The following is a 24721-nucleotide window of genomic DNA, read 5'->3' as shown; positions in this document are numbered from 1 at the left end:
CAACGGCTACGTGCGCGGTGAGGGCGCGGGCATCCTGGTACTCAAGTCGCTGGCCGCCGCAGAGCGGGACGGCGACCGTATCCACGCGGTGGTGCGCGGCACCGCCGTGAACCAGGACGGCCGCACACCGGGCATCACTGTTCCCAGCGTCGACGCGCAGCGGGCGGTGATCCGCCAGGCGTGCGCCGCCGGCGATGTCGACCCCGCCTCGATCGGGTACTACGAGGCCCACGGAACGGGTACCGCCGTGGGCGACCCCATCGAGGCGACCGCCATTGGCAGCGTGCTCGGCGGCTCGGACCGTATGCACTGGATCGGGTCGGTGAAGTCCAACTTCGGGCACACCGAGGCGGCGGCCGGAGTGGCCGGCGTGATCAAGGCAGTGCGCTGCCTCGAACGCGGACTCATACCCCCCAACCTGCACTTCGAGAAGCCGAACCCCAAGATCCCGTTCGACTCCCTGCCGCTGCGCGTGCCCACCGAGGAAGTTGCTTTCCCGGCCTGGGACGCGCCGCGCCGCGCCGGAGTGAACTCCTTCGGGTTCGGTGGCACCAACGCGCATGTCGTCCTGGAACAGGCCCCGGCGAGAGAGGGCAGCTACTCGCAGGACACACTCGGCCTCGAGTGCTCGGGCACAGTGGTCCGGGTCGGCGACGCGTGCTCCGACGCGGCTGCGGCACTACACGTCGGCGACGAGGTTTTCGTCCACGCCAGAGACCTGTTCTCCTCCTACGTGACGGTCGACGCCATCCGCGTGGTCGCGAAACCGTCGACGCTCTCGCTCACCCAGGCAGCCTCCCTTCTGCCCGCGGTCACCGCGCACCAGTCCCTCGTACGACTGGCCGGGCTACGCGCGGGGGAACGGGTCCTGATCCATTCGGCGACCGGCGGCGTGGGCCTGGCGGCGGTACGCATCGCGAAGACGCTGGGCGCCGAGGTCTACACGACGGCGGGCAGCGAGGAGCGCAGGGAGTTCCTGCGCGACGAGGGAGTGGCGGGCGTCGCCGACTCACGCTCGACTTCCTTCGCCGACGACATCCTGCGCATGACCGACGGCGAGGGCGTGGACGTAGTCGTCAACTCGCTGGCCGGCGAGATGCTCCAGAAGACCCTGGGGCTGCTGCGCTCGTTCGGCAGGTTGGTCGAACTGGGCAAGGCCGACATCGCCGCAGGCCACGCCCTGCGTCTGACTCACTTCCACCGGGCACTGTCGTTCCACGCGTTCGACTACGACCGGATGCTGCTGCTGGACCCCGAGGGCGTTCGCAGGTGCATGCGCGAGATGGCAGATCTGTGCGAACGGGGCGCGTTCGAACTGCCGCCGGTCACCTCAGTGCCCGCGGGGCAGGTGGACGAGGCGTTCCGGTCGATGACGGGACGCGACCGCATCGGCAAGACAGTCGTGAGCTTCGCCCGGGAGGCGGTGACCGTACCGGCCACCTCCCTGACGATCACCGGTACGGTCACCCCCTCGGAGACCGCACGCCCCGTCCGGCCCGACGGCACCTACCTGATCACCGGCGGCCTCGGCGGCCTGGGGCTCGTCGTGGCCGAGGGACTCGCGGAACAAGGCGCGCGCCACCTCGTACTTCTGGGCCGTAGCGGCATAGCCACCGAAGACGCCAAGCGGGTGGTGGGCGATCTGACAGCCCGGGGCGTCGAGGTACGCGTCGAGAAGGCAGACATCGCCGACCGTGCCACGGTGGCGCGCCTGTTCGCCCGGATACGTGCCGAACTCCCGCCCCTGCGCGGGATCGTCCATGCGGCAGCGGATTTCGACGACGTGGTGCTCGCGGACACGAACCCGGCGCGGCTCCTCACGGCGACCCGTCCGAAGGCGGACGGCGCCTGGAACCTGCACCTCCAGACGCAGGCGGACGACGGCCTCGACTTCTTCTTGCTCTTCTCCTCGATCGCCGCGCAACTCGGCGCGGCGGCAGCGGGGGCGTACGCGACCGCCAACGAGTTCCTCAACGGCCTGGCCCGCCACCGCCACGCCCATGGGCTGCCCGCGACCAGCGTCGGCTGGGGCATGATCGACACGGTCGGCGTGGCGGTCAGCCGCGACGGAACCGTCGGAAACATCCTGCGCCGAAACGGCCACGTCGGCCTGTCGCCCGCCCAGCTGGTGGCTGAGCTGGAGACTCTGCTGCGCACCCGGCCCGTCGAGGCGTCGGTGGCCCATGTCGACTGGCGTCGCTGGGCGCAGGCCAACCCCCAGCTGGCGCCATTGCCGGCCTTCAGTTCGCTGGTGCCCGAAGGCGGGCAGGAGGGTGAAGGCGAGGCCACGTTGTCGCGTCGCCTTCGACAGGTGACAGGAGACGAACGCCTGCACCTCCTCGCCGAACTTCTCGTACCCCTGCTGCACCAGGTGACGGGACTGTCCGAGGAACAACTCCGTGGCCGGCAGACGGTGGACATTGACTCACTGACCGGCGTGGAGTTGCGGGTGCTGCTCCAGAACAACCTGGGGGTATCGGTTCCGGCGGTAAGGCTTCTGCGCGACCTGTCGGTGGACCGGCTGGCAGCCCTGCTGGCCGAGGAGCTGGAAAAAGAACTGGTGGACGGCTTCAGCACGCAGGACAGCCTCACCGTACACACCTTCCCGTCGGCCGACGGCCTCACCGTCCACGGCCACCTCAGTGTCCCCGCAGGACCAGGACCCCACCCGGCAGTGGTCGTGTGCACATCGGGCGCGGGCGGAGCACTGGACGACAAGGGCAGGTACGCGGCCGTCAGCGAACACGCACCGCTGCACGCGGCCGGCTTCGCGGTCCTCACTGTCGACCAGCGTGGAGCCCCGGGCCACGGCGACGAATACACGGCCCGCGGTGAGGTGGGCGGTGGGGACGTCGACGACGTCGTGGCGGCGGCCCGGTACCTCGCCGACCTACCGCAGATCGACGCCACGCGGCTGAACATCCCGGGCACCAGTCGAGGCGCGTACTCGGCCCTGCTGGCGCTGGCGCGTGACCCCGCACTGTGGCAGCGCGGAGTCCTCATCATGGGCATGTACGACCCGGCGTGGCTGGTCGAGGTGGAAACGTCGGGACCCGGCACCCTGCTCCAGGGCCACTCCGACGTCAGCCCTGACGAGATCCGCGCCTACTTCGCCAACCCGCGACGGCAGCCCCTGCACTCCATGGAGATGGTCAGGACACCACTGTTCATCGTGCACGGCGATGCCGACGACGTCGTACCTGTGTCGCAGGCGGAGGAACTGACAGAGCGAGCGGGTCGACTTGGCCTCCCCGTGCGTCTGGTGACCGTCCCGGGCCTGGGCCACGACAACGAACACGCCGGCGAGGAGTGGCCCGAGCTGTGGGCGCGAATCGGCGAGTTCCTGAATGACCAGGCATGACGGGGAGAGGCCGTGCAATGCCCTCACCGCACTCAAGACCGATGGAACAAACGGTTTCTGAGATCTCCACCGAACCCGGGGCGGTTCGCTTCTCCCACCGGAGGAAACCAGTCAGCGGCCGACACCACATCAGGTACAGCCTGCTGTACCGCCACTCCGGGAGTGCATGGGAGTGATTCGCGGGCGCCAAGCTGGTGTGCTGAGCACACTGCGTCAGCCCGTCGTGAAAGGCACCTAGGTGATCACTCACAGCCCCGTCAGCCCGATGGCCCCACCCATGCCGTCGGCCGACCAACGCGGCTTGCGTGGCAACATCCGCCGTCGTCCCCTCATCTGGTTCTTCGCTCTGGCCTATGGTCTGAGCTGGGCGGCCTGGACCCCCTATATTCTGTCCGAAAACGGCATTGGCGTCTGGGACTTCACCTTCCCCGGCGGCCGTGCCGGCTCCCAGCTCCTCGGTGTCCTGCCCGGCGCCTACCTCGGCCCCGTCACCGCCGCACTCCTGGTCACCGGTATCACCGAGGGCCGTGCAGGCCTGCGGATATGGCGCGGCCGCATGACCAGGTTCCGGGTCGGCTGGCGCTGGTACCTGCTGGTCCTGCTGTCGGTGCCGACGGCCCTCGTCCTCTCCTCGACCGCATTGGCCGGCCGGGCCCCCGTCCTCCCGTCCGCCACACTCCTCGCCGCCTACCTCCCCGCCCTTCTCGCCCAGATGATCACCACTGGCCTCGCTGAGGAACCCGGCTGGCGCGAGTTCGCCATGCCCCGCATGCAGAACCGCTACGGCGCCCTCACCGCCACCCTGATCGTCGGCCCTCTGTGGGGCGCCTGGCACCTGCCGCTGTTCCTCACCGAATGGGGCGGCGGCCCGGACGTGTCCTGGATCGAGCCGACAGAGTTCATGGCCACGACCATCGCCTTCAGCGTCGTCATGACCTGGGTGTTCAACAAGTCCGGCGAGAGCATGCCCCTCGTCATGCTCCTGCACTGCGGCGTCAACAACTACCTCTCAACGGCTTGGTCCGACATGTTTCCCTCCCTGCCCACGTCACAGGCTGCCCACACGTTCTTCCTGGCTGCCGGCGCGGGGGCCACGATCCTGCTCATCGCCACCCGTGGACGCCTGGGCCAAGCGAAACCCCTGACGTGAGTGAGCTCGACCTGACCATTGAGCGGAATGGCCAGGTCTCCCGCCCCGGTAGCAGAAAAGGTGTCCTGACCTGCGAGGATGTGACTGTCGAGGACAGCATCGGTCGCATGGATCAGGACACCTTTCCGGTGAGCGAACGGACAGGGCGGGACCGTGGGGGCTGACGGGAAAGGGCTGGCCGGACATGCCGGGGTGGTGCTGCGGCAGCGGCCGGCGGACCGGTCGGGACTGACGAAGGCGCTGGCGGGGGTGTTCCCGGCAGGCAGGCGCGGCCGGCAACCGCACCCAGCTGAGCTCCGGGATATACACGGTCAGCCCGCGCTACGGGTCGGAGATCCCGTCAGCGGTGGCGTCAATCTCGCTCCCGCTCGTTCATCCGCTCCGGGGTCCCTGCACGGGCGCGACGGTTGCCCAACAGAGCGGATCCCGCGATCACCAGACCGATGGCGACGGGCTTGGCAGCCTGGTAGTAACCCTGCGCCGTCTCCTCCGAAGTGCCAGGCGGCCAGAAGAAGACCCATGCAGCCGCGAGACCCCCGAGGACGATCAGCACGACAGCCCCCCATGTCCCGAGATCCGCCCACCAGGGGGCGAGGTCATGGCTCTGCTCATCAGCCTGCACACCGTCCTTGGAATCGGTCAAGGTCTGTCCTTCCTCGTGCGTGTGGTGCTCACAAGGGTGAACGCGAGCCCAGCACAGAAGGTTCACCGAGTCGCAGGCCCTCGTCCGGCGCCGACATCTTCCCCGCCGTCCGTGGCCCCGGCCCTCAGCACGATGAACGTCCATGCATCGGCGGACCCACGTCAGCCTGTCTCGAATCGCCGAGTCCGCAACGTGCGTAGAAAGGGACGCCGACGGCCTGATCCTGCTCGGCGCCGCCTTCTCACCGCCGAGGGGCGACGAGGGTCGACGCGGAACAGCGCCGCGTCGAGTATCGCGAAGAAGACGCCACCCGCAGCGAGGACCGCGTTCAGGACGAAGAGATGATCACGGTTCAAGTCTGCGGTTCCGGTCGGGGAGACTCCGTGTCCGCGTGCCCCGGTGGCACGCGGACACGGAGGTGACGGCACGTCAGGCCGCCGCAGGCTCGTGCCGGTGGGCGGTGTCGGGCTCGTCGGCCATCATCACTGCCAGGTTCACCCGGGCCCGGGAGACGCGGGAGCGGATGGTACCGACCGGGCACCGGGCCACCTTCGCGGCCTCCGCGTACGGCAGGCCGTACACCTGCGTGAGCATGAAGGCCTCACGCCGGTCCGGGGGCAGGGAGTCGACCAGGTGCATCAGGGTGACCCCTTCGTCGAAGCCCGGCAGACCGGTCGGCTGAGCGCGCTCGACCGTGTCCTCCCAATCGGGGGTGTTGGCCGCCCTCGGCCGGCGGGCGGCCCCTCTCAGACGGTCCGCGACCGCCCGGCGGGCGATCGACAGCAGCCACACGCGGGCCGAGGAACGGCCCTCGAACCGGTGCAGGGAGGTCAACGCCCGCAGAAACGTGTCCTGGGCGAGGTCGTCGGCGGCCTGTGCGTCGTTGGCGAGGTACGCGACGTAGCGCAGTACGTCGCGCTGGAGGGCGCGCACGAAGCGGTCGACCGCTTCGCTGTCGCCGCCGGCGGCGGCGAGCGCCCATGCGGTGACCGTCTCGTCGGTCACGTCGGGCAGGGCAGGGCTCATGGTCCCGTGGTCCTTCCTCGGCAGGATCCCGTACGACGGCACCGAGGTGGGGGCCGTGGGCCCGCCGCACAGGTGGGAGATCCGTACGCGCGGACGCGCGTACGGCAGACCGCCGGCGCATGGACGCGGCGACGGTGAACCGGCTGTCAGGCGACAGCGGTCTCCCCGGGAGGGCCACGGGTGGTGAGGATGTGGACGAACAGGCGCTGCCGCAGCCGCCTGCGGGTCTGCCGGGCGGGCCGGAAGGCGGGCGGACGCGGCAACGGCACGAGGACCGTGAGCACCAGCAGCAGCGGCACGAACGCGCGGTCGGCGCAGGCGCGTACCAGTGCGAAGGCCGCGCGTTCCCCCTGGGCGAGCCACAGTCCGCACAGGACGGTGGCCAGCAGGTGGGCGGCGAGCATGCCCCAGGACGCGGTGCCCGTCATGTCTCCCAGGTGGGACAGGCCCGACATCCCGGCCGTACCCGCCGTGGACGTCACGGCCGACGTGTCGTGGCCGGACACGTGGTGCGGGTGCTCCGTCAGACCGGCTCGCTGCGCGATGTCGTAGGCCCGGGCCGCCTGGGCGGGGGTGGGTTCGGCGCCGCAGAGCAGGTACCTCGCCCACTGCTGCACGTTGGGCGTTCCCTGCGCCGCCGCCGTGGACGGCCGGGCCACGGACTGCGCGAGGGTGAAGCCGATGTGCAGGACCGCCTGCGCGGTCACGGTCAGAGCCGCCACCGTGGGCAGCCGCCGCTCCCGGCCGCCGAAGAACCAGCCCACGGCACCGACCGCGGTGAGGCCGGACAGCAGGACCCACCAGGGCAGTCCGTTCCCGGACATCAGCACGTGGCCGACGGCGGCGAGCACGACAGAGACGGCCGCGAACACCGCGGCCCGCAGCGCGCGCAACGTTCCGCCGGCAGACATGACAGCTCATCCTGGCACCCACCGGGCGGAGCCGGACACCCGGGTGACCGGGTACGTCACGACCGGCACCGGGCGCGGCGTGCCCCCGCGCCCTCACCGGCCCCGCTTCCTGCGGGTCACCCCTCGAGGGCGAGCGGCCGGGCGGCGTAGGTGATGCGGATGACGCCGTCGGCGTGCCGTTCGGTGCTCGCCCGGACGCCGAAGACCTCCCACAGGACCTGGGGGGTCAGCACGTCCAGGACCGGTCCCGCCGTCACCACCGCTCCCTCGTGCAGGACGACGAGGTGGTCGCAGAGCCGGGCGGCCAGGTCGAGGTCGTGCAGGACGGCCAGCGTGGTGATCCCGGTGGCGCGGATGAGGTCGAGCAGTTCGAAGCGGGCCCGGATGTCGAGGTGGTTGGTGAGTTCGTCCAGGACCAGCAGCCGTGGGTCCTGCGCCAGTGCCCGCGCCAGCAGGACCCGTTGGCGTTCCCCGCCGGACAGGGAGGCGTAGTCGCGTTCCGCGTAGGGTCGCGCGCCGCAGTGGTCGATGGCGTCCTCGACGGCCCGGTGGTCCTCGGCTCCGTCGCGTCCCAGCAGACCGTGGTGCGGGCTGCGGCCCAGGGCGACGATCTCGGTGACGGTCAGGCCGGTGGTGCTGCCGCCGGAGTCCTGGAGCACCGCGGCGGTACGGCGGGCCGCTGCGCGGGCGGACAGGGCCCACACGTCGTCGTTCCCGACCCGCACGGCGCCGTCCGCCGGGCGCAGCGAACGGTAGACGGCGCGCAGCAGGGTCGACTTGCCGCTGCCGTTGGGCCCGACGAGACCGACGATGTCGCCCGCGCGGGCCTCGAGGCTCACGTCACGCAGGATCGGGTTGCCGTCCAGGGTGATGTGGAGCCGTTCGACGGTGAGTTCCATGCGTCAGTCCAGGCTCTTGTTGCGGCGCAGCAGCCAGAGGAAGAAGGGCGCGCCGAGCAGTGCGGTGAGGATGCCCAGGGGCAGCTCGTTGGGGCGGTCGAGGGTCCGGGAGAGCAGGTCGACGAGGACCAGGTAGACCGCTCCCAGCAGGGCGGTCAGGGGCAGCAGGCGGCGGTGGTCGGCGCCGGTGCTCAGCCGTACCAGGTGCGGGATCATCAGGCCGACGAAGCCGATGCCGCCGGCGACCGAGATGACCGTGCCGGTCAGCAGGGCGCTGAGCACCAGCAGGAGGGGGCGGAGCCGGTTGACGTCGACGCCGAGGGCGGTGGCGGACTCGTCGCCGGCCAGCAGGACGTTGAGCCGGCGGCCGAACAGGGACAGCAGGACGGTCGTGGCGATCACCACGGCGCCCACCGTGGGGAGTTGGTCCCACTGCGCGCCCGCGACGCTGCCCAGTGTCCAGAACAGGACGGAGCGCAGTTCGTTCGGGGTGGCCTGGATCTGTACGAAGCTGGTCGCCGACAGGAAGACGTAGCCGACGGCCACCCCTGCCAGCACCAGTCTGGTCGGGGCCATGCGTCCGCGCCGTTGTCCCAACGCGAAGACCAGGGCTCCGGCGGCCATCGCGCCCGCGAAGGCCGCCGCCGAGACGCCGACGCCGGCGAGCGCCACCGAGCCGCCCAGGGTGATGGCGAGGACGGCGCCGAGTGTGGCTCCGTAGGAGAAGCCCAGCACGGTGGGGTCGGCCAGGGGGTTGGACACGGCGCTCTGCAGTACGGCGCCGGACACGGCCAGGCCCGCGCCGGCCAGTGCCGCGAGGACCACGCGCGGGGTGCGGAAGTTCCAGACGATCTGGTCGAGCGCGGGGTCGGCGGGTGCCGTCCCGGTTCCGGTGACGTGGTGGAGGACGATGCTCCATACGTCGCCGACGGGTACGTTGACCGCGCCGATACTGATCGCCACGATCATGGTGGCGATCAGGGCGACGGGCAGGAGGGTGAACGCCAGCGGAAGCGTGAGCCGGCTCAGGCGGCGTCCGGGTGCAGCACCTCGGCGATCCTTTTCACGGCCAGGTCGTTGCTGGGGCCGAGGTACATCGAGTCGGACAGCGTCACGTACGTGTTGGTCTTGGCGGCCGGCCACTGGGGGAACTCCTTGAGCAGTTTCTTGGCGTACGCCGCCGGGTCGGTGTCACCGGCGCCGATCACGACGACGGCGTCGACGTCGGTGGCGGCCGCCTTCTCCTTGCTCACGTCGGCGAAGAGCGTCTTGGCGGTGTCCTCGAAGGCGTTGGTGCCGCCGGCCTTCGCGAGGATGTCGTTGACGATGCCCTTGGCGAAGACATAGCTGAAGTCGATGTCGCCCGACGGGCTGGAGAACAGCACCATGACCTTCGGGGCCTTGCCCGTCCTGGTCTTCTCGGTGACGGCCGCGATGTTCTTCTCGGACTCGGCGATCAGCTTCTCGGCCCGGTCACCGACGTGGAAGATCTTTCCCATGTCGCGCAGCAGCTGGTAGCTGTCGGCGACGGTCATCCTGGACGGGTCGTCGTCGCAGCCCTGCGGGGAGATGTAGCTGTCGGCTCCCACCTGCTCGAGCTGCTCGCGGGTGGCGAAGCCGTTCTTCTGCTCGAAGCCGTACGAGGTGACGGACAGGGTGAGGTCGGGGCGCAGGCCGATCATGGCCTCACGGGGGATGTCACCGGCGCCGTTGAGCTTGATGCCGCCGGTGGGCAGCTTCTTGACGGCTTCGGCGCGGCCGGGTACCTCGGACCTGCCGTAGCCCTGCTGGTTGGCGACGATCCTGTCCTCGAGACCGAGGGCGAGCAGCGTGGAGACCTCGGCGACGGATGCGCCGTTCATCACGACGACCCGGCTGGGGGCCTTCTCGAACGTCAGCTTCCGACCGCAGTTGTCGAGGGTCACCGGGTAGCCGGACGTCGATCCGGCGGCTTCGGTGCTTCGGTCGCCCACCTCGTCGCCGGACGAGGAGCCGCACGCCGCCGTGAGCAGACAGAGGGCCGCGGTGAGGGCGGCAGCGGCCGGCCGGTTCATCGACATGGGACTCCTTGTGGTGCGCGCCGTACTCACTCATGGGCCGAGTGGTTCGGGCCGGGCGGTTCGGTGCAGTAGTCGCGGCGCGAGGGCCTCCGGTTCCCGGGTTCCGCGGTCTCGCCGATGTCGTACTCGTCACCCGGCCGCCACCACGCCGACAGCCATGTGGCGGGTTAATTTGTTCGCCGTCCCGCGACGTTCCCGAGAGAGGCCGGCCAGCCATGCCTGACACCGTTCCGTATCGAGTCACCGTGCTGTTGTTCGAAGGTGTCGAGGAGTTGGACGCCTTCGGCCCGTGGGAGACCCTCCGCTTCTGGCAGGAGCTGACCGACCGCGACGTGATCGTCCGCACCGCGAGCATCGACGGGAAGCCCGTGCGGTGCAGCCTGGGGCTGGCCGTCACGCCCGACGGCGCCGTCGACGACGGCCCGAGGCCGGATCTCCTCATCCATCCCGGCGGTTCCGGGATCGATCACCTCCGGACCGACGAGGCGCATCTGTCACGGATGCGGTCCTTCGCACAGGCGGGCACACTCCTGGCGTCCGTCTGCAACGGTGCCCTGGTCCTCGGGGCGGCCGGACTTCTGGCCGGGCTGCCCGCGACCAGTCACTGGAGCGTGCTCGACGACCTCGCGCGGTTCCCGGACGTCGAGGTGCGCACCGGGCAGCGGTGGGTCGATGCCGGGCACATCGTGACCAGCGCGGGCGTGTCCGCCGGCATCGACATGGCGCTTCACCTGGTCGACCGCGTCGAGGGGACGGAGCGGGCCCGGGAGGTGGCTCACGTCCTGGAATATCCGTGGTCCGGCTTGACGACCGGCGCCTCGGAGTAGGCCCTCGCCGCCGGCCGGAGCCGGACACGCCCCTGCCCCGCTTCCGGCACTGGTGACAGTGGCCGGTCGCGGGGCGGGGGTTCGTACTGTGGGGGCGGGTCAGCGGGTGCAGAGGGCGGTGTCGAGGGCTTCCTCGATGTGTTCCGCTGCGGGGAGGGTGGTGGGCAGCGCGGTGACGGCGATGGTGGCGGCCCGGCCGTCCTTGGTCACGGCGTTGCGGGTGGTGTAGCCGGGGGCGTTGCCGCCGTGGGTCCAGGCGTAGCCGCCGCAGCTCAGCTTGAAGGTGGCGAGGCCGAGGCCGTAGTGGCCGTCGCCGACGGTGTCGAGGTCGGGGGCGTCGACGGTGGTCTGCATCTCCTTGAGCTGCGCGGGCTTCAGCAGCTTGCCGTCGAGGAGCGCGGTGAGGAAGCGGTTGAGGTCGCTGGGGGTGCCGATCAGCTGGCCCGCGGCCCAGCCCGCGGAGGGGTCGCTTTCGGTGACGTCCGTGTACGGGGTGTTCGGCGCGGTGGCGAAGTAGCCGTGCGGGTGCCGGCCCTTGATCGTCTGGTCCCCGACGCCGGGCCAGTAGGTGTGGCGCAGGCCGAGAGGCTCGATGATCCGGTGGGTGATCTCCTCGCCGATGGGCCGGCCGGTGACCTTCTGCACGAGCAGGCCGGCCAGGACGTAGTTGGTGTTGCTGTAGCTCCAGCCGGTGCCGGGGGCGAACAGCGCCTTCTTGTCGAGGGCGAACTGGAGGACTTCGCGGGGTTCGAAGTAGCGGTGCTGCTGCTTGGTCAGGTAGTCCTTGACGACCTCTTCGTCGTAGTCGGGCAGTCCGCTGGTGTGCTGGAGCAGCTGTCGCACGGTGATGTGGTGGCCGTCGATGCCGTCGCCGCGGACCACGCCCGGCAGGTACGTCTCGATCGGCGCGTCGAGGTCGACCTTGCCCTCGCCCACCAGCTGCAGGACGACGGTCGCGGTGAACATCTTGGTGTTGCTGGCGATGCGGACCTGGCCGTCGGTGGGTACCTCGGACCTGGTCTTGAGGTTGCCGACTCCCGCGGTGTAGTTGCGGGCACGGCCGCCCGGGTCGCTCAGGGAGGCGAGCGCGCCGGGGAAGCCGTCCTCCTTCACCAGTGACTCAAGGCTCTTGCGGACGGCGGCGTCGGTCCGGCCCCTGAACGCGTCCTGGCTGTGCGCGGCGGAGGTGGTGGTGGTGGTCGCGTCGCTGGTCAGTGCGTCGGCCGCGGGCACGGACAGGGCGAGAGCCGCGACGACCCCGCTCAGGGCCAGCAGCGTGTGACGACGATGGGACATGGGTGTCTCCTTGCGGGAAGAGGAAGCGTGGGGTGAGCGGGGTCGGGTCAACGCGCGCACAGGGCGGTGTCGAGAGCGGAGTTGACGTGTTCCGCCGACTTCAGGCTGGACGGCAGGGCCGTCACGGCGACCGTGGCCGCCCGGCCGTCGGCCGTGACGCCGTTGCGGTTCTCGTAGCCGTCGAAGTCACCGCCGTGGCCCCAGGCGACACCGCCGCAGCTCAGCTTCATCTCGACGAGGCCGAGCCCGTACCGCCAGCCGTCGGGGAGCCCCTTGGTCGCGACCGAGGCCCGCATCTCCTTGAGCTGGGCGGGCTTGAGGAGCTTGCCGTCCATCAGCGCGGTCAGGACACGGTTGACGTCGCTCGGGCGGGAGATGAGCTGCCCGGCGGCTCCGCCCCAGGAGGGGTCCACCTCCGTGGCATCGACGAGCGGGTCGCCGGGCTTGTCGGACGCGTAGCCGTGCGGGTGGGCCTCACGGATCGTCTGGTCGCCGGCATCCGGCCAGTAGGTGTGCCGCAGGCCGATGCGATCGATGACCCGGTGGGTGATCTCCTCGCCGAGCGGACGGCCGGTGACCTTCTGCACGACAAGTCCGGCGACGGTGTAGCCGGTGTTGCTGTACTCCCAGCCGTCGCCGGGAGCGAACGACGCCTTCTCCTTGAGTGCCATGTCGAGCAGGTCGTAGGTCCCGGCGTAGGTGTGCCGCCACTTGGAGAACTCCGGCATGGTCTGCGTGTAGTTGGGCAGCCCACTGGTGTGCTGGAGCAGCTGCCGTACGGTGATGTTCCGGCCGTCTCCGCCAGGTCCGCGGACCACGCCCGGCAGGTACTTCTCGACCTTCTCGTCGAGGTCGATCCGGCCCTCGCCGACCAGTTGCAGGACGACGACCGCCGTGTACATCTTGGTGGAACTGGCGATGCGCACCTGCCCGTCGACCGGGACCTTCGATCCGGTCTTCCGGTCGCCCACGCCGGCGGTGTAGTTGCGGACGTGACCGTTCTTGTCCCGCACCGAGGCCAGCGCGGCGGGGAAGCCGTCGTCGTCCACGAGTGCGTCCAGACTCCGCTGGACCTTCGCGTTGGCGGCGGGCTGGCCTGCGTTCGCCGAGGGCAGGCCGATCGCCACTGCCCCGCCCAGGACCGCGAGCGCGGAGACGGCGATGGCCGACCGGCGACGGAAACGGGACCTGGAGGCACGATGCTGAGACACGGGGCAACTTCCTGTTGGAGGCTCCTGCTGCTGACATGCGTCAGCCTCTCCCAGGAGCCCACCACGCCTCGATCCCGTCCACTGCCGAGCCTCGGTAGCGCAGGCACTACCGCGCCGGGTGGGGTGTGCCGGAGGGGGCACAGGCGGTCCCGGCCCTCTCCGGTCATGCAGGGCCGGGCCGGTTCAGGCGGTGCTGTAGGGCAGGCCTGGAGCCGTGAGTACGGACTTCGACGACTGCGCCGGCGACGAGCCGTACCCGTGCGGATGACGCCGGACACGAATTGATCCACTTCTCCTTCAACACCACGGGACACGGCCTCGTATCACTTCATGACAACGGTTACAGAGCCGCCAGAGCACGCGAACCGGTCCGTGAACGACTCCGGTGCCAGGGGCACCCGGGGACCGGTCATGCGTGGCGGGGGATACCCAGTTCAAGGAGACAGCCCAGGTGAAACGCCTCAGGACCGCGCACCGGACGATCATTGCCAGCACCGCGCTCGCGGCACTCGCCCTGTCCGGCGCAGCGGTGACCACGGCCACCGCGGACACATCGGGGAAGAAGTCGTCGTCGAAGTCGGCGTCGTCGAAGGGGTTCACCACCACCGTGGTGGACTTCGGCGCCTACACCAGCAAGGCCGAGATCAGGGACCCCAAGAAGCCCGAGGACCGCGACCCCACCGTCGACGCCACCAACAACACCCTGGCGGTCAGCCCCAACGAGAAGTTCGCCGTGGCGACGAACTCCTACTCCGACCACCTGGTCGTCATCAACGTACGCAGTGGCCGGAAGATCGCCGAGATCAAGGGCTACGTCAGCCCGCGCAACATCCTGTTCGCCCCGGACAGCAAGAGCTTCACCGTGTCCGACAGCGCGCGCGGCGTCGTGGACCGCATCTCCATGTTCGGTTTCCACGTCACGCAGCGCCTGCCGCTCGGGGCCGGTGTGTTCGGCACCGCGCAGAGCAGGGACGGCAAGTGGCTGTACGCCAACAACGCGTCGGCGGACACCGTCACGATCGTCGACCTCGTCAACAACAGGCCGACGGACGTCCTCACCGGCTTCCACGAGCCGCGGCAGGGGACCAAGCTCTCGTACTCGGGTGACAAGCTGTACGTCACCAACTACGGGAAGGGTGAGGTCTCGATCGTCGACCTCGAGAACAAGGGCGCCGATCCGGAGACGATCGGCGACTTCAAGGGCCTGCGCGCGGTGTCCGTCAACCGTGCGGGCGACCGTCTGTACGCGGCCAACAGCGACTCCGACGAGATCTCCGTCGTCAACCTGGTCTCCGGCGAGAGGACCAGCGTCCACGTGGGCAAGAAGCCCTATGGCGCCGCGCTCTCCCCCGACGGGTCGGTCCTGCTCTCCGGGAACATGGCGGACAACACGCTGACCGCCGTGAGGACGAAGGACAACTCCGTACTCGGTACCGTGAAGAGCGGCCCGAAGGGCGCCCTGAAGGGTCCCCGCCAGGCGATCAGCTTCAGCGCCGACTCGAAGACCGCATGGGTGCTCAACGACGACCTGACCGTCGCCGAGGTCGACGTGGACAACCGCGAGGTGACCGACATCCTGGGCGACTGACCTCCCCCAGGGCGTTCAGTCCTTCACCGCGGTCCGCCGGCCCCGGCGGCGGACCGCTCCGGTCATACCCCGTACGGGGCAGCACCCGCAGCCGGAGGACGGCGGCGAAGCCCGGGGCGACGAGCACCCACCGGCACCATCGCGAGGCTCGCCGCCCACGACCGGGCGCGCGGCACGTACTCCGCCGGGCCGGCCGGACATGGCTACGTGCCGGCGAACGCTTCGGCCTCGCACTTGTCGACCCACTTCTCCTTGTCGGCCGGCGGAAGGCCGCCCTCGAAGGAGAAGGTGCCGGGGTCGTCGGGTGAGGGCGCGACCTCAAGGCCGTGGGACCGCATGCACGTCAGCCACTTGTCGAACTTGTCCTGGTACTCGGGATCCTCCCGGTAGGCCCGCTGCCAGAGTTCCTCCGGTTCCTTGGCGGCACACGCCTTCTGCGCCGGTGCGAACTTGGCCTCGTTCCTCGCGAGCGTCGCCGGGTCCGGCTTGTCGGGGTCACCCACTTTGCCGCTGTAGCCTTTGAGCTTCTTGTAGCCGTGCTGTTCCAGGCAACTGGTGTAGACCTGGATGAGCCTGTCCTCTTCCTCCGCCGACGTGTCGGGGCGGATGAGGGGACGTTCGGCCCGCGTCGCCGCCTCCTTCGGCTTCTTGTCCCCTCCGGTCACGCTCGCGACGCCCTTGTCGCCCCCGGACCCGCCGGACGACTGCGCATCGCCGCTTCCTGCGCCACAGGCGGTGAGCAGGGCCAGCGAGGCCAGCGCGGCGGCCACGGCGAGACGGCGGGCGAGACCCGCCCGGCAGGGCCCGAGGGCGGTCTGCTCGGCAACACGCATGATGGTCGACTCCTTGTTCAGGTGGTGGCCAGCGCCACGGTGGGCGACAGCCGGGAGGCGCGGACGGCCGGGTACACGCCGGCCACGACGCCGATGAGCGCGGCGCCGGCGAACCCGCCGGTCACCGCCTGCAGCGGGATCACGGCCGGCCAGCCCTGGAAGGCCGCGTAGCCGATGGTCGCGACGACGCCGACGACGACCCCGGTCAGTCCGCCGAGGCCGGAGAGCACCACCGACTCGGTCAGGAACTGGCCCCGGATCTGACCCCGGTTGGCGCCCAGGGCCCGGCGCAGTCCGATCTCGCGGCGGCGCTCGAGCACGGAGATCACCATGGTGTTGGCGACACCGATGCCGCCGACCAGCAGCGCCAGACCGGCCAGGCCGACGAACAGCCCGGAGAAGGTGGCCTCGGCGGAGCGCTTGGCCGCCAGGACGTCGGACGGGCGGCTGACCAGGACGACGCTCGGGGACTCGGGGTCGACGGTGGCGGGGAGCACCGCGCGTACGTCCGCGATGTGCTCCTCGTCCGCCTGGATGAACAACTGCGTCGGACGGCCGTCGAAGCCGAGGTGCCGGCGTGCGGCGTCCCAGCCGACCAGGACGGCCCGGTCGAGGTCCGGAGCCAGCGGCACGGAGCGCAGGATCCCCGTCACGCTGAACCACTGGCCGCCGAGGAGGACGAGCGGCGGGGGCTCGCCGGGGCGCACCTCGGAGAAGCCCAGGCGGGTCGCGGAGTCCGAGCCGAGGACGACGGTGGGGAACCGTTCGGTGACCTTGGTGAGGTACTGGCCCGAGGCGACCGTGGCGTTGACGACGTCGAGGAGGTCGGGCCGGGCGGCCAGTACCGTCAGGCCGGACTCGTCGAGCGGGCCGATCTTGTCCGAACGCCGCACGGACGTATGAGTGTTGGCCACGGCGGTGACGGCCTTGACGGCACCGATGCGGGCAACCATCGCGGCCGACGTCTCGGGGAAGGAGGCAGGGGTGCCGTCCTGCGCCGCGTCCCGGTCCGCGACGGCCTGGAGCCGGTCGGTGCCCAGTGCGGTCAGTTCCGCGTCGAGGGCCTTCTGACTGGAGGCCGGTATGCCGGTGACCACGATCATCGTGGCGATGCCGATGGAGATGCCGATGGCGGACAGCACCGCCCGCGTTCGACGGGACAGGACGCCGACCAGACCGAGACGGAGCAGGTCGGCCGGGGAGAGCCTGACCGGACGGGTCCAGGGAGTTTCGGGCCGGTCCGTCGGGGCGGTGGCCGCGTGGGGTGCGGCGGTACCTCCCGCGGTCGCGGACTCCTGCCGTCCGGCGGCGGGCCGGCGCCGTCGGCCGGCCGTCACCACGCGCTCCCGAGGGCGCCGCGCCTGCCGGGGGTGAGGACACCGGACCGGCCCGCGGACGGGCCCGGGTGGGCCGCACTTCTGTCAGCGACGATACGCCCGTCCTGGATCTCCACCTGCCGGGGCAGACTCGCGGCGATGTCGCGGTCGTGGGTGATGAGCGCGATGGTGGTTCCCTCCTGGTTGAGCCGGGTGAGCAGTTCGAGCACCGCGACGCCGTTGGCGGTGTCCAGCGCGCCGGTCGGCTCGTCGGCGAGGACCAGTGCGGGTTCGTGGACCAGGGCGCGGGCGATGGCGACGCGCTGGCGTTCGCCGCCGGAGAGCTGGTGGGGCCGGTGATCGACGCGGTGGCCCAGTCCGACCCGTTCCAGGGCGGCGCGCGCCATGGGCCCTCTGCGTCTGCGCGGAACTCCGGCGTAGAGCAGGCCGGTGGCCACGTTCTCGGTGGCGGAGAGGCCGTCGGTCAGATGGAACTGCTGGAAGACGAAGCCGAGCCAGCGGCCGCGCAGCGCGGACAGTTGCCGGTCGGGCAGGGTGGTGACGTCGTGCCCGGCGATGACGACGGCGCCGCTGCTCGGCTGGTCGAGGGTGCCCATGACGTTCAGCAGCGTGGACTTGCCCGAGCCGGACGGTCCGACGATGGCCAGGAACTCGCGGTCCTGTATCTCCAGGGACACACCGGCGAGGGCCTTGACTCCGCCGGGGTACTCGACCACGGCGTCCCGGACCGACAGCACCGCCGTCATGACGCGGTCACCACCCGGGTGCCCGCGGTGATGCCGTCACCGCTGACCTCGACCATCCCCTTGGCGATCAGCCCCGTCTTCACGGCGACCAGCCGGCCGTCGGTGAGTTGCAGCCCGTAGCCGCCCTCGCGCAGTGCGAGCAGTGCGGTAAGGGGAACGGCGAGCACGTTGCTGCGGGAAGCGGAGCCGAACTCGACCTGGACGGGCGCCGCGTTGAGGCTGCTCACCTTGCCGGGGTCCTTGAACGCGACCGTCACGGTCACGCGCAGCTCCCCGGGAAGTCCCTGCCCGGACGACGGCGACTTGGCCGAGCTACCGATGGCGGCCACCTCGGCGGCGGCGCTCTCGCCGCCGGGCAGCTGTACCGTCACGGCGTCGCCTCGTTTCACGGAGCCGACCTCGGAGGCGTTGACGTCGACCGTGACCGCCTTGGTGGTGGGGGTGACCTGAAGCAGGGGCCCCTGCGCGGGGTCACCCGGCTGGACCTCGGCGCGCTCCACCCGGACGGCGCCCGCGAGCACCGCCACGTCACCGGGCTCGATCACACCGGTGGCCGGGACACCGAGGGAGGTCTGCCAGCGTTTGACCGCGTCGATCAGTGACCGGGTGAGTACGCCGTCCTCGGAGCGGATCTTTATGGGGCCGGTGACGGGCCGCTGCTCGGAGGGCGTGCCGGTACCGGTGCCCGTCTCGTCGCCGGACCCCGTACCGGGCTGCGGAGCACCGGGGGCGGACGGTCCGGACGAGGGCTGCGCTCCCTTGCCGGGCATGCCCTCTCCCGGCCCCGAGCCCTGTCCGGTGCCCGACGGTCCGGTGCCGCGCGAATGCTCGGTGCCGGTCGAGGGGGCCGGGCCGGTGACGGTCTCCCCGGGTCCGGGCTGCCGGCCGATCTCGTAGCCCAGGGCCCGCAGGTTGTCGGCGATCACGCGGACGTCGCGTCCCACGGTGTTGGGAACCTCCAGTCGCCGGTACATGGGGACGGAGCCGTAGAGGGCCGGCACGGGCCGGTCGTCGACGCGGTACAGCGTCTCGCCCCGGGACACGGTGGTGCCGGACGGCGCGAGCCAGGTCACCGTGCCGTTCCCGACGCCGTTGAGCGTGCGCGGTGTGCCGTACCCGAGAGTGCCGTCGAGGATCCGGGCGTCGGTCAGGTCGGTGCGGACGACCTTGGCCGTCCTGGTCTCCGGTTCCGGCTCGGCCTGCGCCGCGTCGGCCCCGGACTTCCAGGGCGCCGCGACGGCGACACCCGCGCCCGTCAGCGTCAGCACGGTCAGGGCCACGGCGGTGCGGATGCGCCGCCGGCGCTTGCGCGGGGCGGCGTGCGACCCGCTCCGCGCGGACTCCACGGCCGACGCGTCCACGTCCGGCAGGGACTCCACGACCGGTATCGGCTCCGTCTCCCCGCCGGTCACCGGACTGGCTCCCCGGCCCGGCGGGAGAGGCCGGCGTCCTCGGCGGCGTGCGTCGTGACTCGCATCATGGGAGCAGAAGGTTCCACACCGACATCAAGCTGGTTTCAGCGACTTGTAGCGAGATTGTCAGCGTCCTGGTCCCGCCGGGCGCCGCCCTATAGTCACCGCCATGAGCGCACACATCCTGGTCGCCGAGGACGACGAACGACAGGCACAGGTACTGCGCATGTACCTGCGGTCGGAGGGGCACGACGCGACGGTCGTGCACGACGGGCGGGCCGCGATCGACGCCGCGCGCCGGCTGCGGCCCGACCTGCTGGTGCTGGACGTGATGATGCCGAAGGTCGACGGCCACGACGTGTGCCGGATCCTGCGCCAGGAGTCGGACGTGCCCGTCCTGATGCTGACGGCGCGCTCCGGTGAGGACGACCTGCTGCTCGGCCTCGACCTCGGCGCCGACGACTACATGACCAAGCCCTACAGCCCGCGCGAGCTGATGGCCCGGATCCGTACGCTGCTACGGCGGGTGAAACGCTCGGCGCCACCGCCGGACGACGGCGTCCTGCGGGTGGGCCCCCTCACGGTGGACCCGCTCCAGCACGAGGTGGTGGGCCCCTCGGGCCGCCCGGTCGCCTGCACCCGCGGGGAGTTGGCGGTGCTGGCGGCCATGGCCGCCGAGCCCGGCCGGGTGTTCACCCGCAGGCAGCTCCTCGACCGGACCGGGGGCTGGGACACCTCCGCGTCCGAGCGGACCATCGACATGTACGTGATGCATCTGCGCAGGAAGCTGGAACCGGACCCGCGCCGCCCGGAGTTCCTGATCACCGTCTACGGGATCGGCTACAAGCTGACACCGGGCCGTGTCCGCGGGGAGGGTGGGCTTGCGCCGCGTTAGGTCCTGTCTGGAGTTTCCCGTCTGCCGCGCGACGCCTGGCACGGCACCTCGGCGCACGGCCGAATCATCCAAGTACGTCCAGTACGAGGACGATCCGGCCGCACGCCGATGCACCGCACCAGACGCCGCGCGGCCTGCCCTTCTGGCAGACGACGGGAAACTCCAGACAGGACCTAGGAGATGGCCGCGCGGCGGTCTGTTCGCCCGTCTGCTGACCGCCTCGCTGCTGGTCGCCGTCTGCGCGGTGGCCGCCACGGCGTGGCTCGCCGTCGTCGGCACGACACAGGCGATCCGCACCCAGCAGGGGCAGTCGCTGAAGGACGACACCCGTGTCTACGACGCCCTGATCGGCTACGCCTCCACGCACACCGACTGGGGCGGCGTGCAGGACCTGGTCGGCGACCTCGCCGCGCGGACCGGCCGGGCGGTCACGGTGACCACACCGGCGCGCACCCGGGTCGCCGGCTCCGAGCGGGGTGTCCGGCTGCCGTACCGGCCGACGGCGCTGGTCGACCCGCTGCGGCTGGACCCGGTCCTGTCCGACGCCGGTCCGATCGATCCGCGCGCCGTGGGCCCGTTCCTGCTGTCGGCCGAGGAACGGGAGAGGATCCGGCACAGCGCGGACCAGGTCGCCCGGTGCCTGCGTGGCAGGGGCGTCCCCGCCGAGGTCACCACCCTGCCGAGCGGACGCGCCACGATACGGCCCGCCTTCGATCCGAAGGGAGGCCTCGTCTGCGACGCACTCGGCCTGAGGATGCCTCTGCGATCGGAGCGGGTGCCACTGGAGCAGGTGAACCAGCTGGCCGCGGAGTGCATGAAACAGCAGGACCGTGACGGCCTCAGGGTCTGGGCGGACTTCACCTGGGCCCTCCTCGGAAAGGGACCGGAGAACTCCGCCCACGCCGCCCAGGAGTGCGTCGCCGAGGCCCGGCGCAAGCAACTCGTCTCCTACGTCTCCCCTCCCGTGCTGCTGTTCGTCGGCGACCACAACAGCCAGGGCACCTCGCGCTTCCACCTCTCCCCGGCGAACACGACACGGATCGCCGGGGCCGCCGCCCTCGTGCTCGCCGTCGCCGCCGCCGTGACCACCCTGGTGGGCCGCAGGATGGTGCGTCCGCTGCGTGCCCTGATCCAGGCGGCCGAGCATCCCGCCGACGTGAACGTGCGCGTCCCGGTCACGACGCGGGACGAGATCGGCCGGCTGTCCGCGGCGTTCAACGACCTCGCCGACCGCAGGGAGCTGCTGGAACGGCAACGCACGTCCCTGGTCAGCGACGTGGCGCACGAGCTGCGCACGCCGCTGACCACCATGCGCGGCTGGCTGGAGGCAGGGCAGGACGGTCTTACCCCGGTGGACCAGGACCTGGTCGCGCTCCTGCTGGAGGAGGCGGTGCTGTTGCAGCATGTCATCGACGATCTGCGCGATCTCGCGGCCGCGGACGCCCAGAGTCTCGTGCTGCACCGTGAACCACTGTACGTGCGGGACCTGCTCGAACAGGTGATGGCGGCCCACCGGGGCACGGCAGATCCGGCCGGCGTGACGCTGCGGATCGAGGTGGCCGGGGAACTCGAGGCAGTCGCCGACCGGGTGAGACTGCGTCAGGTGGTCGGCAACCTGGTGTCCAACGCGATCAGGCACACACCGGACGGTGGCTGGGTCGTCGCGCGCTCGCGCAGGGAGGGCGGTGACCTCGTCGTGGAGGTCGCCGACTCCGGGTCCGGGATCGAGCCGGCGGACCTGGGCCACGTCTTCGACCGCTTCTGGCGGGCGGACAAGTCCCGCAGCAGGCAGACCGGCGGAAGCGGGCTCGGCCTGGCCATCGTCCGGAAACTGACCGAGGCACACGGCGGGTCGGTCTCGGTGGCGAGCACCCCCGGGCGCGGTTCGGTGTTCACCGTACGGCTGCCGCAGCCGTGACCTCGCGCCCGGAAGCGCGGACGGGCCCGGCGCGAGCCGGCCCGGCCCGTCGGCCGACATCCCGTCCGGCGCGACCGGTCGCCCCCGCTGCCCCCGGCAGCAGCCCGGACGGCACGGCGTCCAGGGGCCAGCGGCGAGTGCGGTTGCCGTGTCAGGGCTGGGTCGGCGGCCGCCAGTCGGCGGGCAGCCCGGACTGCCGGAGCATCGTGGCCCTGTCGTAGTAGTCGGTGTTGACGGCGATCTTCCCGTGGCGGAGTTCGAGAACGGTGGCCATCTGCACCTTGAACGACTTGGCCGCCCCCGGCAGGGTTCCGGAGTAGTTGGTCCGGATCGCCACGCGATCGCCGCTGCGGAACGCGTCGGTGATCTCGAGATCCGCGTCCGGGATCAGCCGCTCGGTGATCTCCTTGAACTTCGCGATCTCCTCGCGCCCGTGCGAGGTGTAGGGCACCGACAGGTCCACGAGGGTGCCGGTCTTCGTGAACAGGTCGGCCAGGGCGTTCGGGTCGTCACTCGTCCACGCGGACTGCCACGCCGAGGCGATGCGGGGAATCCGCTCGGACCTCGCCACCGTACCGGCCGCCGCCGGCGCCTTCGCCTGCGCCGAGGCAGCGGTGGTGGCGGGCCGGTCCTCGCTCGCCACCGCCTGGCCGACCAGGACGGTGGTGGCGACCGCGGCCATGGTGAGTACGGCGGCCGCGCCGCGCCGGATGTGCGATGTGGCCATGACGGGCCTTTCCCTCGACGATGCACACGAGCCGAAGGAAGCATGCGTGCTCACGCCGGTGTGGCCGCGGCTTCCTCCTGCTGTTGATCACGCTAGTCATCGAAGAGAGGATCTGGCAGTGCCAGATTTTCCTGACAGTCCCCAAGCACCGGACGAGGGCCGTCCGGCCGACAGCCGGACGGCCCTCACGGATCGGCTGGAACACCTTGAAGCAGTCCGGGCGGGGACACCGGCGGCACTGAGCGTGCTCGCCCCGGTCACAACGACTCCCCCGCGCACTACCGCCGGGACTGAGGCGTTCGCGCGCCGAGCCGCCCCGTCGGCGCCGGCCGGCGGCCCGGCCGCCGGTCTCCGGCCGTACGTACGTCCGCGGCGTCTGTTCAACACGACGTCGCGGACGTACGTATCCAAGGCATGAGCGACTCTCGATCCAAGGTGCCGTCCCCACTCCCGGACCCCGGGGCCGACCGCGGTGCCCCGGTGGGCCGGCGCGTGCTGCTGGGCATGCTCGGGCTGGGCGCCGTGGGCGTCGCAGCCGGAGGCCCGATCCAGAACGTGGTCGCCAAGGGCATCGACACCGTGGCCCAGAAGGATCCGACGGGTCTGTCGGATCTGCTTCCGGGCAACCGTTTCCGGTACTACACGATCACCTCCTCCACCCCCGAACAGGACGAGACGACCTACCGCCTCAGGATCGGCGGCATGGTGGACAAACCGATGACCTACCGGCTGTCCGACCTGGCCGCGCTGCCCCAGACCAGGACCGTCCGCGACGTGCAGTGTGTTACCGGATGGCGGGTGCCGAAGACCCCCTTCGGCGGGGTCCGCCTGTCCACCCTCCTCGACGCTGCGGGTGTGTCACCCGACGCCAAGGCCATCCGCTTCACCTGCTTCGACGGCGCGTACACCGAGAGCCTCACCCTCGACCAGGCGCGCCGGCCCGACGTGCTGGTCGCCACCAGCATGGAGGACAAGCCGGTCACCCATGCCCACGGCGGCCCGGTCCGGCTGTACGTGGCCCCGATGTACTTCTACAAGTCCGCGAAGTGGCTGTCGGGCATCACCGTCACCGACGAGGTGATCCCCGGATACTGGGAGCGCCTGGGGTACGACGTGGACGCGTGGGTGGGACGCTCGAACGGACGTGACGATGCCCCCACGGTCTGACTCCGCCGAACCGTCCGCTCTCCCCCGGACCGACAGGCTGCTGCGCTTCACCGCCGCGGCACGCTGGGTCCACCACACCACCGCGGTCCTGGCCGGGGTGTGCATCTTCACCGCCGCTTGCTTGTACGTCTCCCCCCTCTCCCAACTCGTCGGCCGCCGCCCGCTGGTGACCACCGTGCACGAGTGGTCCGGGATCGCGCTTCCCGTGCCGGTGCTGCTGGGCATGGCCTCCCGGGCCCTGCGCTCGGACCTGGGACGGCTCAACCGCTTCGCACCCCATGACCGTCGCTGGCTGAAGGCCGCGGTCAGGCGCAGGGGGACCTCGGGCATTCCCTCGGGCAAGTTCAACGCGGGCCAGAAGGTCTACGCGTCATGGACGGCGGGCGCAGGTCTGGTCATGGTGGGGACGGGGCTGCTGCTCTGGTTCCCGGAACTCGTCTCCCTGTCCTTGCGTATGGGGGCCACGTTCGTGCACGACTGGCTCGCCCTGACGATCGGGGTGATCCTGGCCGGTCACATCTGGAAGGCGGCCGGCGACCCCGGGGCCCGGGGGGGCATGTGGCGGGGGACGGTCTCACGGACGTGGGCGGACCGCGAACACCGGCTGTGGCGGCAGGAGATGGACGGCCGCTCCGACCGGGACACGCTGACGGACCGGACGGTCCCCCTCCCGGACCCGGACCCGGAGTCCCGTCCATGATCTCCGTTTCACGG

The 24721-nt window shown here is 70.9% G+C and carries 21 protein-coding genes; 8 read left to right on the top strand and 13 right to left on the bottom strand.

Translation table 11 applies throughout. The features are described 5' to 3' along the window. Window positions 1-10: 10 nt before the first annotated feature. Window positions 11-3361, top strand: a complete 3351-nt coding sequence (locus tag ACFY93_RS12705) for an SDR family NAD(P)-dependent oxidoreductase (protein WP_391357362.1) — start codon at window positions 11-13, stop codon at window positions 3359-3361. Window positions 3362-3662: 301 nt separating this feature from the next. Next, window positions 3663-4511, top strand: a complete 849-nt coding sequence (locus ACFY93_RS12700; RefSeq protein WP_391356952.1) for a type II CAAX prenyl endopeptidase Rce1 family protein — start codon at window positions 3663-3665, stop codon at window positions 4509-4511. A gap of 352 nt (window positions 4512-4863) precedes the next feature. Here ACFY93_RS12700 and ACFY93_RS12695 read toward each other — a convergent pair whose 3' ends face one another. The 6 genes from ACFY93_RS12695 to ACFY93_RS12670 all read right to left on the bottom strand — a co-directional run bounded on the left by ACFY93_RS12695 (window position 4864) and on the right by ACFY93_RS12670 (window position 10050). Next, window positions 4864-5154, bottom strand: a complete 291-nt coding sequence (locus tag ACFY93_RS12695; protein WP_391356950.1) for a hypothetical protein — start codon at window positions 5152-5154, stop codon at window positions 4864-4866. 429 nt (window positions 5155-5583) lie between these two features. After that, window positions 5584-6180 (bottom strand): sigma-70 family RNA polymerase sigma factor, encoded by a 597-nt coding sequence (locus tag ACFY93_RS12690; RefSeq protein ID WP_391356948.1) that lies wholly within the window; start codon window positions 6178-6180, stop codon window positions 5584-5586. Window positions 6181-6326: 146 nt separating this feature from the next. Continuing rightward, window positions 6327-7091 carry a hypothetical protein gene (locus ACFY93_RS12685; protein ID WP_391356946.1) on the bottom strand — a complete coding sequence of 255 codons (765 nt, stop codon included), beginning with the start codon at window positions 7089-7091 and terminating at the stop codon, window positions 6327-6329. Between the two features lie 116 nt (window positions 7092-7207). Next, window positions 7208-7990: an ATP-binding cassette domain-containing protein gene (locus ACFY93_RS12680; RefSeq protein WP_391356944.1), complete on the bottom strand. Its 783-nt coding sequence runs from the start codon at window positions 7988-7990 to the stop codon at window positions 7208-7210. Between the two features lie 3 nt (window positions 7991-7993). Then, window positions 7994-8959 (bottom strand): iron chelate uptake ABC transporter family permease subunit, encoded by a 966-nt coding sequence (locus ACFY93_RS12675; protein ID WP_391356942.1) that lies wholly within the window; start codon window positions 8957-8959, stop codon window positions 7994-7996. Between the two features lie 56 nt (window positions 8960-9015). Further along, on the bottom strand, window positions 9016-10050 hold the full coding sequence (locus ACFY93_RS12670; protein WP_391356939.1) for an ABC transporter substrate-binding protein: 1035 nt from the start codon (window positions 10048-10050) through the stop codon (window positions 9016-9018). Between the two features lie 245 nt (window positions 10051-10295). Here ACFY93_RS12670 and ACFY93_RS12665 point away from each other — a divergent pair, with 245 nt between their 5' ends. Continuing rightward, entirely contained in the window at window positions 10296-10877 is a 582-nt protein-coding gene (locus ACFY93_RS12665; RefSeq protein ID WP_391356937.1) for a DJ-1/PfpI family protein, read from the top strand. A gap of 99 nt (window positions 10878-10976) precedes the next feature. On the opposite strand, the gene ACFY93_RS12660 is transcribed toward ACFY93_RS12665, so the two are convergent. Both ACFY93_RS12660 and ACFY93_RS12655 read right to left on the bottom strand, forming a co-directional pair. Next, window positions 10977-12173, bottom strand: a complete 1197-nt coding sequence (locus ACFY93_RS12660; protein ID WP_391356936.1) for a serine hydrolase — start codon at window positions 12171-12173, stop codon at window positions 10977-10979. Window positions 12174-12220: 47 nt separating this feature from the next. After that, the gene (locus ACFY93_RS12655; protein ID WP_391356934.1) at window positions 12221-13384 is read right to left on the bottom strand and encodes a serine hydrolase; all 1164 of its coding nucleotides are present in this window, start codon (window positions 13382-13384) and stop codon (window positions 12221-12223) included. Window positions 13385-13835: 451 nt separating this feature from the next. Between ACFY93_RS12655 and ACFY93_RS12650 the strand changes: the two genes are divergently transcribed. Continuing rightward, a complete protein-coding gene (locus ACFY93_RS12650; protein WP_391356932.1) occupies window positions 13836-14972 on the top strand; it encodes a YncE family protein in 1137 nt (378 codons plus the stop codon). A gap of 203 nt (window positions 14973-15175) precedes the next feature. On the opposite strand, the gene ACFY93_RS12645 is transcribed toward ACFY93_RS12650, so the two are convergent. The 4 genes from ACFY93_RS12645 to ACFY93_RS12630 are packed head-to-tail and all read right to left on the bottom strand — an operon-like array spanning window position 15176 to window position 19300. Next, window positions 15176-15805 carry a hypothetical protein gene (locus ACFY93_RS12645; protein WP_391356930.1) on the bottom strand — a complete coding sequence of 210 codons (630 nt, stop codon included), beginning with the start codon at window positions 15803-15805 and terminating at the stop codon, window positions 15176-15178. Window positions 15806-15822: 17 nt separating this feature from the next. Further along, the gene (locus tag ACFY93_RS12640) at window positions 15823-17142 is read right to left on the bottom strand and encodes an FtsX-like permease family protein (protein ID WP_391356928.1); all 1320 of its coding nucleotides are present in this window, start codon (window positions 17140-17142) and stop codon (window positions 15823-15825) included. Beyond that, window positions 17139-17888, bottom strand: coding sequence for an ATP-binding cassette domain-containing protein (locus ACFY93_RS12635; protein ID WP_391356925.1), 750 nt, complete (start codon window positions 17886-17888; stop codon window positions 17139-17141). The genes ACFY93_RS12640 and ACFY93_RS12635 overlap by 4 nt, the downstream gene beginning before the upstream one ends. Then, entirely contained in the window at window positions 17885-19300 is a 1416-nt protein-coding gene (locus tag ACFY93_RS12630; RefSeq protein WP_391356923.1) for a peptidoglycan-binding protein, read from the bottom strand. Before ACFY93_RS12630 ends, ACFY93_RS12635 begins: the two co-directional genes overlap by 4 nt. 169 nt (window positions 19301-19469) lie before the next feature. Here ACFY93_RS12630 and ACFY93_RS12625 point away from each other — a divergent pair, with 169 nt between their 5' ends. Together ACFY93_RS12625 and ACFY93_RS12620 are read left to right on the top strand one after the other, a co-directional pair. Continuing rightward, entirely contained in the window at window positions 19470-20195 is a 726-nt protein-coding gene (locus ACFY93_RS12625; protein ID WP_391356920.1) for a response regulator, read from the top strand. 244 nt (window positions 20196-20439) lie between these two features. After that, window positions 20440-22113 (top strand): ATP-binding protein, encoded by a 1674-nt coding sequence (locus ACFY93_RS12620; protein ID WP_391356918.1) that lies wholly within the window; start codon window positions 20440-20442, stop codon window positions 22111-22113. A 151-nt stretch (window positions 22114-22264) separates the two neighbouring features. On the opposite strand, the gene ACFY93_RS12615 is transcribed toward ACFY93_RS12620, so the two are convergent. Then, complete coding sequence (locus ACFY93_RS12615) at window positions 22265-22840, bottom strand: ester cyclase (RefSeq protein WP_391356915.1); 576 nt, start codon at window positions 22838-22840, stop codon at window positions 22265-22267. 414 nt (window positions 22841-23254) lie between these two features. Here ACFY93_RS12615 and ACFY93_RS12610 point away from each other — a divergent pair, with 414 nt between their 5' ends. Both ACFY93_RS12610 and ACFY93_RS12605 read left to right on the top strand, forming a co-directional pair. Then, window positions 23255-24007 (top strand): molybdopterin-dependent oxidoreductase, encoded by a 753-nt coding sequence (locus ACFY93_RS12610; protein WP_391356912.1) that lies wholly within the window; start codon window positions 23255-23257, stop codon window positions 24005-24007. Further along, window positions 23991-24707: a cytochrome b/b6 domain-containing protein gene (locus ACFY93_RS12605; protein ID WP_391356909.1), complete on the top strand. Its 717-nt coding sequence runs from the start codon at window positions 23991-23993 to the stop codon at window positions 24705-24707. Before ACFY93_RS12610 ends, ACFY93_RS12605 begins: the two co-directional genes overlap by 17 nt. The last annotated feature ends 14 nt before the right edge of the window (window positions 24708-24721 follow it).

Source organism: Streptomyces sp. NPDC008313 (assembly GCF_042956125.1).
In the GTDB taxonomy this organism is placed as follows: Bacteria; Actinomycetota; Actinomycetes; order Streptomycetales; family Streptomycetaceae; genus Streptomyces.
The sequence above is the reverse complement of the archived record's forward strand: the minus strand, read 5'-3'. Positions and strand labels throughout refer to the sequence as shown.